Annotated in this window: 12 protein-coding genes; 1 reads left to right on the top strand and 11 read right to left on the bottom strand. The window is 64.5% G+C overall.

Annotated elements, in window-relative coordinates; genetic code table 11:
• Position 1 precedes the first annotated feature (1 nt).
• The 11 genes from K5L94_RS02490 to K5L94_RS02440 form a co-directional block, all read right to left on the bottom strand.
• Positions 2–1126: a DegT/DnrJ/EryC1/StrS family aminotransferase gene (locus K5L94_RS02490; protein WP_053448706.1), complete on the bottom strand. Its 1125-nt coding sequence runs from the start codon at positions 1124–1126 to the stop codon at positions 2–4.
• A gap of 3 nt (positions 1127–1129) precedes the next feature.
• Positions 1130–1762 (bottom strand): acetyltransferase, encoded by a 633-nt coding sequence (locus tag K5L94_RS02485; RefSeq protein WP_180878795.1) that lies wholly within the window; start codon positions 1760–1762, stop codon positions 1130–1132.
• Positions 1759–4362: an FkbM family methyltransferase gene (locus K5L94_RS02480; protein WP_274511941.1), complete on the bottom strand. Its 2604-nt coding sequence runs from the start codon at positions 4360–4362 to the stop codon at positions 1759–1761. The genes K5L94_RS02485 and K5L94_RS02480 overlap by 4 nt, the downstream gene beginning before the upstream one ends.
• On the bottom strand, positions 4271–5029 hold the full coding sequence (locus K5L94_RS02475) for an ABC transporter ATP-binding protein (RefSeq protein WP_053448703.1): 759 nt from the start codon (positions 5027–5029) through the stop codon (positions 4271–4273). Before K5L94_RS02475 ends, K5L94_RS02480 begins: the two co-directional genes overlap by 92 nt.
• A 2-nt stretch (positions 5030–5031) precedes the next feature.
• On the bottom strand, positions 5032–5820 hold the full coding sequence (locus tag K5L94_RS02470; protein WP_053448702.1) for an ABC transporter permease: 789 nt from the start codon (positions 5818–5820) through the stop codon (positions 5032–5034).
• Entirely contained in the window at positions 5820–7220 is a 1401-nt protein-coding gene (locus K5L94_RS02465; RefSeq protein WP_425507577.1) for a glycosyltransferase family 4 protein, read from the bottom strand. The genes K5L94_RS02470 and K5L94_RS02465 overlap by 1 nt, the downstream gene beginning before the upstream one ends.
• Position 7221: 1 nt before the next feature.
• A complete protein-coding gene (locus K5L94_RS02460) occupies positions 7222–8415 on the bottom strand; it encodes a cystathionine gamma-synthase (protein WP_274511939.1) in 1194 nt (397 codons plus the stop codon).
• Positions 8416–8548: 133 nt separating this feature from the next.
• The gene (locus K5L94_RS02455) at positions 8549–9919 is read right to left on the bottom strand and encodes a pyridoxal-phosphate dependent enzyme (RefSeq protein WP_053448700.1); all 1371 of its coding nucleotides are present in this window, start codon (positions 9917–9919) and stop codon (positions 8549–8551) included.
• Positions 9920–10220: 301 nt separating this feature from the next.
• Positions 10221–10457, bottom strand: a complete 237-nt coding sequence (locus K5L94_RS02450; RefSeq protein ID WP_004154075.1) for an HP1242/YdcH family protein — start codon at positions 10455–10457, stop codon at positions 10221–10223.
• A gap of 323 nt (positions 10458–10780) precedes the next feature.
• Positions 10781–11665: an OmpA family protein gene (locus K5L94_RS02445; protein ID WP_274511938.1), complete on the bottom strand. Its 885-nt coding sequence runs from the start codon at positions 11663–11665 to the stop codon at positions 10781–10783.
• Positions 11662–12027, bottom strand: coding sequence for a DUF4398 domain-containing protein (locus K5L94_RS02440; RefSeq protein WP_005415160.1), 366 nt, complete (start codon positions 12025–12027; stop codon positions 11662–11664). Before K5L94_RS02440 ends, K5L94_RS02445 begins: the two co-directional genes overlap by 4 nt.
• Before the next feature lie 121 nt (positions 12028–12148).
• On the opposite strand from K5L94_RS02440, the gene K5L94_RS02435 reads away from it, so the two are divergent.
• Positions 12149–13276 (top strand): PilT/PilU family type 4a pilus ATPase, encoded by a 1128-nt coding sequence (locus K5L94_RS02435; protein ID WP_004154068.1) that lies wholly within the window; start codon positions 12149–12151, stop codon positions 13274–13276.
• The last annotated feature ends 54 nt before the right edge of the window (positions 13277–13330 follow it).

The raw sequence follows: 13330 nt of genomic DNA, 5'->3' as shown, positions 1-13330 counted from the left end.
GTCAGGCGCTCACGCGGCCGATGGCCGATACCAGGGCTTCCACGACGCGCTCGACGTCCTCTTCAGTGAGGTCGGCGTGCGTCGGCAGGTTGATGCCACGCGCAGCCTGGTCGTTGGCGACCGGGTAGGCAGCCCCGTCTTCGAGGTAAGGCGGCAGCACATGCATCGGGTAGAACACCGGGCGCGTTTCGATGCCATCGGCATCCATCAGGCGCATGACTTCATCGCGCTGCTGTTCACTCAGGCCTGTCAGCAGCACGGTGTACATCCAGTAGACATGGTGCGCGTACTCGGCCACGGCCGGACGCTCGACCAGATCCACGTGCTGCGCAAAAGCAGCCTCATACCAGCCGGCAACGCGCTGGCGCACCTGCAGTGCCTCGTCGATACGCTCCATCTGGGCCACGCCGATCGCTGCAGCAACATTGGTCATGCGGTAGTTGAAACCCACCACCGGGAACCAGTAGCGGCGCTTCGGGTCCATGCCCTGCCCGCGGTACAGGCGCAGGCGGGCCGCCAGCTCATCATCATTGGTGGTCACCATGCCACCTTCACCGGTGGTGATGATCTTGTTGCCAAAGAAGCTGAAAGTGGCGCAATCGCCGATGCCACCCACGCGCGTGCCCAGGTACTCGGCGCCGTGTGCTTCTGCCGCGTCCTCCACGACCTTGAGATTGTGGCGGCGGGCGATGTCCATGACCGGCCCCATGTTGGTCGGATGGCCATACAGGTGCACCACGATGATCGCCTTGGTACGCGGCGTGATCAGGGCTTCCAGCTTGGCCGGATCCATGTTCATGGTGCCGGGCTCGGAGTCGACCAGGATCGGCTTGGCGTTGCAGTAGGCAACCGCATTGGCCGTGGCGATGTAGGTCAGGGTCGGGATCAGCACTTCGTCGCCTTCGCCGATACCCAACGCCACCAGCGCGAGATGAATGGCGGTGGTGCCGTTGTTGATCGCTACCGCATGGCGAACGCCGCAGAAGTCAGCAAAGCTCTGCTCGAAACGACCAATGAATTCGCCGGCCGAAGAGATCCACGTTGAATCTAGGCACTGTCCCACATACTTCTTTTCGTTGCCCGACAGGCTGGGAACTGCTACCGGAATCCGCTTTGAGGCCAACATTGATCAGTCCTTTATCTTGATTTGCCGTGCCGGCACGCCAACCCACGTTCCGGTTGAGTCGATATCCCTGACCACGACGCCGCCAGCGCCGACAGTGGCGCCATCCGCGATCTTGATCCCCGGAATCACTCGAGTACCCGCTCCGAGAAACACGCTGGCACCCACCTCCACGCCACCGGCGAGGGTACTGCCTGGGGCGATATGGGCGAATGCGCCAACCACGCAATCGTGGTCGACGGACGCATTTGTATTAATTATAGCAAAATCGTGAACTACGACATCCGCATTCAGTATTGCCCCTTCCATGATGGCGCAACCCTGGCCGATGCGGGCACTGGGAGAGATCACCGCAGAGCGGCCGACGGCGGGGATCATTTCCAGGCCGGCTGCGGTGACCGCCGCCGCTACCTTCCGGCGCAGCCGGTTGTCCCCCAGGGCGACGAAGACCGCATCCACACCCTGATCCTTGAGGAGCGGCAACTGCACGCGCTCATCCCCCAGGACCGGGACGCCATTGACGACCTGGCCAACGCGCCCCGCGTCCAGGCAGGCAACCACCTCGTGACCACCGCCACGCAGCAGATCGATGATCACCTTGGCGTGCCCACCTGCGCCGACAACGGCGACCCTGCTCATTCAGCGCCTCCAGCAGCAACAGCGCCGGGCAGCAAGCTCCCCGGCTGGCACAGCAGGACGTTCGAGCTTGCATGCTCGCGCAGCGCCGAGAAGCCGGCCAGCGGCACGCAAGCGCCAGTCAGATCGTCGATCCGGTAAAGATCGAAGGCGTGCTCGGCACGGAACGCCTCCCATTCCGCCTCGCTGGTCCCAACACGCGCCAGGTGCGAGACGGCGTACTCGGCTATCACGCCCATGTCGGGGTTGGCGGCCAGCAGTCCACGCATGCCCGCCAGTACCTCAAGTTCGGCACCCTCGACGTCGATCTTGGCCAGTGCCACCCGGGTGCCGCCGAGCAATCCGTCCACCGTCCTCACGTCGACCCGCAGCACTTCAACCTCTGTGTCGATCGGATACAGAGAGCTGTGCCCAGCCACCGCGCCGATATGGAACTCACGCCCATCCTCGTCGCAGGACCCCAACGCCACCGGCAGCACTTCAACACGGTCCTCAACCGCACTCAGCCTCAGCGAGGCACGCAGGTGCTGCAGGGTTCGCGGCATCGCCTCGGCGGCGTAGACCCTGCCTGACGGCCCCACCACGTGGGCGGCGGCCACCGTATGCAGGCCGATGTTGGCACCGGCATCAAGGAACACATCACCCGGCTTCAGCGCATGCTGCAGGAACAGCCGCAGACCGCGCTCGACGTCACCACTTTCCAGCAGGTACATCGCCAGCAGGTCGTCACTCTCGCTGCAGGAGAACGTGCCGAACTCGACGTTTATCAACCAGCCATCATGGCGGCGCAGCACGCGTCGCTGGGCAGCCCCGGCCCAACGGCCGGCGGCACTGGACAGCGTCAGCCTCTGGGCCTCAACCCGATCCCTGATGGCGACCAGCAGCTCGAGTACCTGGCCGGTCTCGAGCGCACTGTTGTCCAGCTTCTGATGCAGCAGGGCGATCAATTGCAGTGCCTGCTCCGACACTGCACGGTCGGCGACCACGATCGAGCCCCCCGCACCCGGCTTGACCACCGACAGATGATCCAGGCGCTCATGCAGGCGCAGCACGTGGTGACGCAACACCTCGGCATCGACATTGTTGCGCACGTCAAGCGAGCGCGCGCCTTCGCTCAGGATTTCCTGAACCTGCTGCTTCAGCTCCTCGCGCTCAACCTGGTGCCTTTTCTCCAGCAGCTGCAAGGTGGACTGCATGTGCTGACGCAGCTCATCTGACTCCGACCACTGCCGCTCGATCATGCCCTGCAGACTCGACTCAATGCCGGCCTGTGCCTCTTCCGAGCGGACCTGCTGCTGCTGCAGGGACAGGTGCAGCTGCTCACGCAGCTCGCGGATGCCGGAAATCGCATGCCGCGCATGTTCTTCTCCCTGGATCTGCACCAGTCGCAGGGCGCGATCCATTCCCGCCAGCTTGTTGTCGACGCTCTCGAATTCACGCAGCATCCGCATCGACTCGGACAGGGTGGTATTGAGCGTGTCCAGCACCGCCGCCACGTCGCGACCGAGGCCATCGGTGGTAGCGAGAATGCTTTCCAGACTGTCAGCGTGCTCGTCGCGGCGCTGCTCATGCATGCGACCGACCTCCTGCGCCGACTCCTCGATGGCCAGCAGACGAGCATGATTCAGCTCCAGCTGCTCGATGATCGCATCAACGTTGGAACCGGCACGACGACGTTCGCGCTCCTGCACACGGGCGTCGATCTCGATGTTGTCCACGCGTTCGCCAAGCTCACGCGTCTGACGCGCCGAATCGATTCGGATCAGGTCCAGCTGGCGACGCATCTCCTCCATGTTGCGGCTGACCCGGCGCATCCAGCGCACCACGCGAACCACGGGATTCTTGTCCAGCAACAGCATGCGCAGAATAGGGCCGCGCTTGGCAAGTGCACGGATGGTCTCGGTCGGTGACTGGGCGAAGACCCCGACGACACCCGCATTGGCATCCTGCGGCACGTCGGCAACTTCAACTGTCTCCACGACCACAGGCGTTGCTGCGACCGCCGTGCTGGCCGGGCCCAGATCAAGCAACTGCAGCGAGCGCACCTTGAATCCCAGCAGGCGGTTGTCGTCGCCCAGGCCTATTGCGGTAGGCGACATCGGATTGGCGACCTGGAACTCGATACGGACCATCGGGATCTTGCCTACAACCTGCACTTCCCAGTCGGCCACGATCGAGGACCAGCCGACGCTGTTGGCCAATACCTGGTGGGCGGGCCCGTCGTTGACTCGCATCGAGACCAGCGCGCGATGCCCGCTGCCCTCGAAGGCGATGGCATTGATCATCACTCGATAGCGGCGGCTGGCGTCGACTCCGCGCAGGCGCACATCAATTGTGTTGATCGCCCCGCTGGACCAGATTCCATCAGATTCGGGCAGGGCAAAACCACGCATCGTGATCGCGTCCATGCTCGCGTAGGAGGAACTGCTCAGTACCAGCTCCTCCCCCGGGGCCAGGAAACCGTCGCTCGCGCGCGACTGCGCGGCCTTGTCGGCAGCACTGCTTACAGCATTACCCAGCTTGATTTTCAATGCCATATCCTTCCGACGTGAGCTGTGAAATCGGGATTTCGCGCAAGGTCCCGTGGTTGAGCACGAACGCACGATTGCAGTACTTGGCGATGGTGTCCATCGAGTGGGAAGCCAGGCAGAAGATCTGCGACGACTTGATGAAATCGTGCATGCGCTTGGCGGCGCGATCCTTGAACGCCTCGTCACCGACGTCAAACACCTCATCGACCAGCAGGATATCGGGCGTCGTGCAGGTGGCCACCGCGAACATCAGCCGCATGGCCATGCCCGCAGAATAGGTGCGCACGGCCAGCTGCAGGAAATCGCCGAGGTCGGTGAACTCCTCGATCTCGGGGATCCGCTCGTTGACCTCCTTCAAGGACAGTCCCAGCATCATCCCCATGCGACGGATGTTCTCGTAGCCGGACAGTTCCGGATCCATGCCCGCGCCAACTTCCAGCATCGTGGCAATCCGCCCGACCCGCTCGACGCGCCCCTCCAACGGAGTGTAGATGCCGGCCATGGCGCGCAGCAGCGTGCTCTTGCCCGCGCCATTGTGGCCAACAATGCCTACCGCATCCCCCTGCTTCAGGCTGAAGGAAATATTGTCCAGCGCCGTGACCTGGGTGACCTGGCCCGAAGCGGCCATCAACTTGCCGCCGGTGGCGATGCCCACCAGGTTCCGGCGCAGTGAAAGGCTGTGCGAGTTGTAGATGGGATAACGGAGGGTAACGTTCTCGAAATTGAGCTTGGCGGTCATGATCAGATCCAGAAAGGCAGGCGAAGCTTGGCCTTGTGCAGCATCCAGAAGGCCAGAAGCCAGCCGACGATCGCCATGACGGCGAGTACGGCGTAGGTCTGCAGGCTGGCGACATGGCCCAGCATCGGGGCACGCAACGCCTCGATCAGGTAGGTGAACGGGTTGAACTCGAGGATCACCGACGAGAACGGCAGGTATTCCAGGCGATACATGACCGGACTGACCAGGAACAGCATCGGCATGATCGAAGCCACGCCGTATTCAAGATCACGATAGCGTGCGCCGGCCACGCCGAACACGAACGAGAGCCACAGCAGGTTGACCACGACCAGGGCCAGGTTCGGGATGAACAGCAGCGTGTTCCAGCCGACATCAACCTTCATCACGATCGCTACGATCACGAACACCAGCAGGCTGTGGGCGAAGTTGACCAGATAGCGGATCACAACGCTCAACGGGTGCACGGACAAGGGCATCACCACGTTGCGGATGATCGACGCCTGCCGCACGAACAGGCCACAGCTTTCGATCAGGATGCCCGACAGCATCTGCCAGATGATCAGGCCCGCCGTCAGCGTCGGAATGAACGTCTGCTTGTCTATCTTGAGGAGCTGGCTCCACAACAGGCCAAGGCCAACCACGCCCAGCGCGGTGGCCAGCGACTGCCAGAACGGCCCGAGCACGCTGCGACGGTAGCGCGCGGTGATATCACCCTTGGCGATGTAGAGCGGAACTTTGGCCCCCCTGATGCCATCAAGGAGATCTTTGAAGGTTGACGAGTAGCTGTGCATCAGTCCTGTACTTCCTGCATGGGCAGCGCAGCGGAGGTCAATCCGCGCTGCTGATGGATCTGTTCAATACGGTTGATCAGCGCAGCTGCTGCACGCTCGGGAGAAAGGGTCTGCAGCACCGATTGGCGGGCACGTTCGCCCATCGCCTGGGCCAGCCCCGGCTCGTCGGCCAGCCGGCGCATCCAGTGCGCCGCCTCCTCCACGTCCGCGGCAGCCCAGCGCTGTCCTTCGTGGTGCGCGTACTCGCCTTCCAGCACCGGCACCAGCGTGTAGCCGACAAGTGCACTGTTCCCGGCATCCATGAACTCCATGTTGCCCGACCAGCCGGTACCGATCACCGGTTTGCCCTGCGCCATGCACTCGGCCAGCCCCAGGCCGAACCCCTCGGCATGGTGCAGCGACACATACACATCAGCACAGCGCTGGAGCGCCTGCACATCGGCACGATCGAGCACGTGGTCGCGCACAACGATCCGCGGATCATCCTTGACGGCCTCCAGAAGGAGCTGGAGCCGCTCAGGACGGCGATAGCCGTTGCTGGTCTTGATGATCAGCTGCACGCCACGCCGATCACGCGGGAAGGCCTGCTGGAAGGCCCGCACGGTCGCGAAGGGATTCTTGCGGTGCACGAACGAGTTGAAGTCGAACGAGGTGAGGAAGACGAAGTCCTTCTCGGCGATTCCGAAGTCCTGTCGCTGCAGTCCACTGTCTCCCACTTCGCTCAGCGGCAGCGGAACGCACAGGATGGGCTTGCTGGTGACACGGGCGAATGCGTCACCCACGTAACGTGAAGAGACCAGGATCTCATCAACCTGATTGATGGCAGGCAGCCAGGAATCAGGAACCTGCTCCAGCTCCCAGAACCAGCAGGCGATGATGTAGCCACCCTGCAGTCGTGCCCTGCCGATCTGTTCGATCGCGGCATCAAGGAAGTCGGGATTGACGAAGATCAGATGGACACGATGCGGCGCATCGTTTCCGATGTACTCGTCAAGGCTGTGGTCGTTCCAGCCATGCGGCAGATTGATGTCGACATCCACAAGCGCAGCCGGATAACGCGCGCCCAGCAGCGCGCGGGCATACAGACGCGCGCACTCGGCCAGGCCGAACTGCCCACGCAGATACGCGAAGATGTTGCAGCCGTGGCGGCTCCACGCCGGGTCCATCCCGCCGAAGAAATGCACTGGCGCATCGGGCACGGCGTGCCGCCTCTCGGCCCAGCGCGCCTCGCCCTCGAAGCGATGATGGTGCTCCTCCTTGGACGTGGCCAGCAGATGCCCAGCCACCTTGTCGCGCAGACGGGACGGCACATGCCTGTACACGGCTCTCAACCACTGCTGGCGGATCACCCACTGCACCAACCGGTAGCCGGCGGGAATCCTGTATGTCGGCTGGCTCATGTCAGGCACCGCGGAGGGCAGCCGCATCCAATGCGTTTTCCAGGTCCACCTGCAGGTCCCCCAGGTCCTCCACACCGACGCTCAACCGCACCAGCGCATCACTGATGCCCAGCTGTTCGCGGCGCGCCACCGGAATCGAGGCATGGGTCATCACCGCCGGGTGGTTGACCAGGCTCTCCACGCCGCCCAGCGACTCGGCCAGGGTGAACAGCTCGGTCTTCTCGCAAAAGCGCTTGGCCGCCTCGAAACCGCCCTTGAGCACGATCGAGACGATGCCGCCATAGCCGGCCATCTGCTTGCCGGCGAGTTCGTGCTGCGGATGCGACGGCAGGCCCGGATAGATCACCTTCTCCACCGCCGGGTGCTTCTCCAGCCACTGTGCCAGCGCCATCGCGTTGGCGCAGTGCGCCTTCATGCGCAGCGGCAGGGTCTTCAGGCCACGCAGGGCCAGGAAGCTGTCGAACGGACCCTGCACGCCCCCCACCGAGTTCTGCAGGAAGGCCATCTGCTCGGCCAGCTCGGCGTTGTCACCCACCACCACCATGCCACCGACCATGTCCGAGTGGCCGTTGAGGTACTTGGTGGCCGAATGCAGGACCAGGTCGGCACCCAGGTCCAGCGGGCGCTGCAGCATCGGCGAAGCAAAGGTGTTGTCGACCACCACGATCAGGCCATGGCGCTTGGCGATGGCGACGACCGCGGCGATGTCGACGATCTTCAGCATCGGGTTGGTCGGGGTCTCGATCCAGACCATCTTCGTCTTCGACGTGATCGATGCCTCGAACGCATCCAGGTCGGTCAGGTCGACGAAGCTGAAATCCAGCCCGGCGGTGCGCCGACGCACACGCTCGAACAGACGGAAGCTGCCCCCATAGATGTCATCCATCGCCACCACGTGGCTGCCGGCATCCAGCAGTTCGATCACGGTAGAGCTGGCCGCCATGCCCGAGGCGAAGGCGAAGCCGCGGGTGCCGCCTTCCAGCGATGCCACGCAGCGCTCGTAGGCGAAGCGGGTCGGGTTGTGGGTACGCGAGTACTCGAAACCCTGGTGCTCGCCCGGGCTGGACTGGGCATAGGTCGAGGTGGCGTAGATCGGCGGCATTACCGCGCCGGTGCTCGGGTCCGGCGACTGGCCGCCGTGGATGGCCAGGGTAGCCAGGGCCAGCGCACGGTCGGGCGAAGAGGAGTGGGACATGTCGTTTCCTGAATGGCGCCGACCTGCGGCGCCGTCAAAGGATCGGGAGTCTATCAGCGAGGCCTTAACGACCTTTGACGCAGATAAACCGGAATTCAGTGGCGATCTGTGACGATCTGCAGGAATCTTCGGCTTACTGCACGCGACGGCGCAGATAGTTCAGCAGATCGATGCGGGTGATCAGGCCCAGGAAGCTGTTGCCGTCCATCACGATCGCCACCTGGCCACGGTCGAACACCGGCAGCAGGGCCTCGATCGGCGACTTCACGTCCAGCCGGTCCAGCTTGCTGACCATCGCGGTGGCGACGGTGTCGCGGAAGCGCGCTTCATCGCCATAGACGTGCAGCAGCACGTCGCTTTCGTCGACGATGCCGACCAGCTGGTCGCCGTCCATCACCGGCAGCTGAGAGACGTCGTACAGCTTCATGCGCTGGTAGGCGGTGGTCAGCAGGTCGTTCGGGCCGATCACCACGGTGTCGCGCTGGCCGTACGGGCGCAGGATCAGGTCACGCAGGTCGCCGTGCTGCGGGCGCTGCAGGAAGCCGTTGTCCAGCATCCAGTAGTCGTTGTACATCTTCGACAGGTACTTGTTGCCGGTGTCCGGCACCAGCACCAGCACCTTCTTCGGCGTGCTCTGCTCGCGGCAGTACTTCAGGCCGGCGGCCAGCAGGGTGCCGGTGGACGAGCCACCCAGGATGCCTTCCTTGCCCAGCAGCTCACGCGCGGTGTGGAAGCTCTCGGCGTCGCTGATGGCATAGGCCTTGGTGACACGGCTGAAGTCGGAAATCGACGGCAGGAAATCCTCGCCGATGCCTTCCACCAGCCAGCTGCCCGACTTGTCGTTGAGGTTGCCCTCATTGATGTACTCGGCCAGGATCGAGCCGACCGGATCGGCCAGCACCAGTTCGGTCTTCGGCGACAGTTTGGCGAACGCGCGCGACAGGCCGGTCATGGTGCCGGAGCTGCCGCAGCCGAACACGATGGCGTCCAGATCGCCGCCCATCTGCTCGAGGATCTCCGGGCCGGTGCCGAACTCGTGCGCGGCCGGGTTGTCCGGGTTGCCGAACTGGTTGATGAAATAGGCGCCCGGGGTCTGCTCGGCGATGGTCTTGGCCAGATCCTGGTAGTACTCGGGGTGGCCCTTGGCCACGTCCGAGCGGGTCAGGCGCACTTCGGCACCCATCGCCTTCAGGTTGAAGATCTTCTCGCGGCTCATCTTGTCGGGAACGACCAGGATCAGCTTATAGCCCTTCTGCTGGGCGACCAGCGCCAGGCCCAGGCCGGTGTTGCCGGCGGTGCCCTCGACCAGGGTCGCGCCCGGCTTCAGATCTCCCCGCTGTTCCGCCGCCTCGATCATCGACAGGCCGATGCGATCCTTGATCGATCCGCCCGGGTTGGCGCTCTCGAGCTTCAGATAGAGCTCGCAGACGCCGGTGTCCAGGCGCTGGGCCTTGACGATCGGGGTCTGGCCGATGAGTTCGAGGACGGAAGAATGGATGGGCATTCGGGGGCTGTCGGTTCGCGCCGCACGGGGCAGGACCGATGATTATCCGCCGGATGGCGTTGAATGTCAGGTCGGAATCGACCTACCCGGACGCCCGCCCTGAAAGAGATGCGGGCGGCCCCGGATCGACGAGGAGACCGGTACCGCCCGCATCGGTGAGTTGTGCCTGCAGGCCAAGGCACCACCGCCTGTGGTGCCTTGGCGCGGCCGCCTCATCGACGGTGCCGCGATGCCGGGGCAGGAGCGCCCGGCGGGGCCATCACTGGCCGGGGTCACGCCGTTCCGGGCGCGACGGGGTGCGTCAAAGCGTGGGGGACGTCATCGGGAGCGGTGTTTCGTACATTCGCAGAAGTCGTTGCTTGGCCAGCAGCTTCTCGCGCTTCATGCGACCCAGGGTGACATCATCGATCGGGAGTACACCCAACTCCGCGTCCATGCACTTCTTGTTCAACTTGCGGTGCTGGTCATGGAGTGCCCTGAACTCCGGATCACGCGCGCGACGTGCGTCGATCTCGCTCTGGGGCTGATCTTCAAACATGATGGACCTCCTTCGACAGATACACGAACGCCCCGGCCGCAAGGCACGGGGCGTTGTTCATGGAGGAGTGCCGGTCGATGGCCACCTGGACGCCTGCAACGACCTGCGGCACTGGCCTGCGCACGTCGATCTGCTGCGGTTCGCGCCCTGCTTGCATCGGCCCGGCCCTCCCATCGTCCGGTCCGCGGCATTGCGTCCCGGACGATTGACCCTACGCCTGCTCCGGGCGGGGTTCAAGCCCCTGCGTCAAAAAGACCGAACCCCGCCGGGGCGGGGTTCAGGCTGAATGCTCATCGCAACGAAAAACAAACAATATCAATCAATTACGGGGCGATGATGACCTCGGCCGAGCGCGCCCGGGTGGAGGCCGCCTTCTTGCCGCTGACCTGGATCCGGTTGCTGGCGACCCCGGCCGCGACCAGGGCGTCACGCAGTGCTTCGGCCCGCTTCTGGCCCACGCCATTGGCGCTGTCGTAGGCCTCGATGCGCAGGCGGCCCTTCTTGCCGATGTTCAGGTACTCGGCCAGTGCCTTGGCCTGGTTGCGGGCGTCGCCGGACAGGCTGGAGGCACCTGCCGCGAATGCATCACCATTGAAGATGAAGACTTCGCCGCGGCCATCGAACTTCGAGCCCGGCAGCTTCTGCCCGGACACCAGCTCGGCTTCCTCGCGGGCCAGCTTGGCGGCGTTCTGCTGGGCGGCGCTGAGGCGCTGCTGCTGCTTGCCGGCCACGCTGGTCAACGCATTCTCGGCATCCTGGCGGGCCAGGGTCTCGGCCTCGGCCGCCTGGCGCAGGCGCTCGGCCTCCTCGGCCTGCATCTGCGCCTGCATGCGCAGCTGCTCGGCTTCCTGGCGGGCGCGGGCCGCATCGCGGCGGCTGGCCTCGATCAGCAGATCGCTGCGGGTACGTTCCAGGCGGTCGACCTCACGCGCGGCCATCGCGGTACGCACGGCAGTCTCGGCGATCTCCACCCGGCGCTCGGCCAGATAGGTGGCCAGTTCCTGGTCGCGGCGCTTGGCCTTGTCCAGGGTGGCGATCGCCTGCTGGGCCTGCATGCGCTCGAACGCGCCCAGCTCAGCGGTGTCGGGGTTGGCCTGGATGGCCATCAGGCGCTGGCTCAGCTGCGCCACCATCGGGTTGTCGGCGGCCACGGCCAGGGTCGGCAGCGCCAGCAGCGCGGCCAGGCTTGCGGCAGTCATCGGCTTCACCGGCGGTCCTCCCCGGTCGACAGCTGGCGTTGCAGCTGGTTGACCTCGTTGCGGCGCAGCTGCAGCTGTGCGGTGACGGTGGCTTCCTCGCTGCGGACGCGGGCCAGGTCGGCGTCGGCGGCGGCACGCAGGGCCATCGCCGGGGCGTTCTTGCGCTCGCGGCGGTCGCCGGCGGCGCGCTGGGCCTGCTCCAGCCCCTGGCGGGCCAGCCCGATCAGGTCCGGGGCGTACTGGTCGGCATCGGCCTGGGTGGCCTTGTCCACCGCCTGCCGGGCCTGCGCCAGTTCCAGCGCGGCGTCCTGCGCCCAGGCGGGGGCAGACAGTGCGAATGCAAACGCCATCACATACAGGCCATGGCGCATTCGTGCGAAGCTAAGTCGTTTCATTGGGGAGGCCGTACCGGTTGTCGGTTCACGGCCATTGTCGTCAAGCCGACACCGTGCTGGCAACGGGCGTCGGCCGTTTCGTTGGGGAAAATTCGCAATGGATATCGGCTACTTCCTGAAGCTGATGACCGAAAAGAACGCTTCGGACATGTTTCTGACCACCGGGGCACCGGTCTACATCAAGATCGAGGGGAAGCTCTATCCGCTGGGCAATACCGGCCTGCCGCCGGGCATGGTCAAGAAGATCGCCTACTCGCTGATGGATGAAGGCCAGGTGCCGCAGTTCGAGCGCGAGCTGGAGCTCAACATGGCCATCGCCCTGCCCGATGCCGGGCGCTTCCGCGTCAACGTGTTCAAGCAGCGGGGCGAGGTCGGCATGGTCATCCGCGCCATCCGCAGCCGCATCCCGAGCATCGAGGAGCTGAACCTGCCGCAGGTGCTGAAGGACGTCATCATGACCCCGCGCGGGCTGGTGCTGGTGGTGGGGTCCACCGGCTCGGGCAAGTCCACCTCGCTGGCGTCGATGATCGACCACCGCAACAGCACCACCACCGGGCATATCCTCACCATCGAGGACCCGATCGAGTACCTGCACAAGCACAAGATGTCGATCGTCAACCAGCGCGAGGTCGGGCTGGACACCCATGCTTTCCACAACGCGCTGAAGAACGCGATGCGTGAAGCCCCGGACGTGATCCTGATCGGCGAGATCCTGGACGCGGAAACGATGGAGGCGGCGATCGCCTTCGCCGAAACCGGCCACCTGTGCCTGGCCACCCTGCACTCCAACAACGCCGACCAGACCATCGAGCGCATCCTCAACTTCTTCCCGGAAAGCGCGCACAAGAACGTGCTGATGAACCTGGCGCTGAACCTGCGTGCGGTGATCAGCCAGCGCCTGGTGAAGAACAAGGAGGGTCGCCGCCTGCCGGCCACCGAGGTGCTGATCAACACGCCGATGATCCGCGACCTGCTGCGTCGCGGCCAGGTGCACGAGATCAAGGCGGCGATGGAAGGCTCGCTGGAAGAAGGTATGGAGAGCTTCGACCAGTGCCTGTTCCGGCTGGCCAAGGCCGGCGTCATCGATCAGGAGGAGGCGCTGCGCGCGGCCGACTCACGCGATGGCCTTGCGCTGAAGTTCCGCCTGTCCGAAGGCAGCAGCGGCGAACACGACCCGTACGCGGATTTCTCGGCCGGCGCACCCAGCATCACCCACGGCTTCTAGAAAAAGGGGACGGAGGGAATCAAGTCGTAAATGCACTTACGACTTGATTCCCTC

The organism is Stenotrophomonas forensis, from assembly GCF_028752115.1.
GTDB lineage: Bacteria > Pseudomonadota > Gammaproteobacteria > Xanthomonadales > Xanthomonadaceae > Stenotrophomonas > Stenotrophomonas forensis.
Note: the sequence above shows the minus strand (reverse complement) of the source record. Positions and strands in the feature narration are given on the sequence as shown.

Coding starts and splice junctions, on each gene's coding strand:
- K5L94_RS02455 (WP_053448700.1), bottom strand. CDS start 9,919: ATGCCCATCCATTCTTCCGTCCTCGAACTCATCGGCCAGACCCCGATC.
- K5L94_RS02440 (WP_005415160.1), bottom strand. CDS start 12,027: ATGCGCCATGGCCTGTATGTGATGGCGTTTGCATTCGCACTGTCTGCC.
- K5L94_RS02470 (WP_053448702.1), bottom strand. CDS start 5,820: ATGCACAGCTACTCGTCAACCTTCAAAGATCTCCTTGATGGCATCAGG.
- K5L94_RS02450 (WP_004154075.1), bottom strand. CDS start 10,457: ATGTTTGAAGATCAGCCCCAGAGCGAGATCGACGCACGTCGCGCGCGT.
- K5L94_RS02475 (WP_053448703.1), bottom strand. CDS start 5,029: ATGACCGCCAAGCTCAATTTCGAGAACGTTACCCTCCGTTATCCCATC.
- K5L94_RS02490 (WP_053448706.1), bottom strand. CDS start 1,126: ATGTTGGCCTCAAAGCGGATTCCGGTAGCAGTTCCCAGCCTGTCGGGC.
- K5L94_RS02465 (WP_425507577.1), bottom strand. CDS start 7,220: ATGAGCCAGCCGACATACAGGATTCCCGCCGGCTACCGGTTGGTGCAG.
- K5L94_RS02460 (WP_274511939.1), bottom strand. CDS start 8,415: ATGTCCCACTCCTCTTCGCCCGACCGTGCGCTGGCCCTGGCTACCCTG.
- K5L94_RS02435 (WP_004154068.1), top strand. CDS start 12,149: ATGGATATCGGCTACTTCCTGAAGCTGATGACCGAAAAGAACGCTTCG.
- K5L94_RS02485 (WP_180878795.1), bottom strand. CDS start 1,762: ATGAGCAGGGTCGCCGTTGTCGGCGCAGGTGGGCACGCCAAGGTGATC.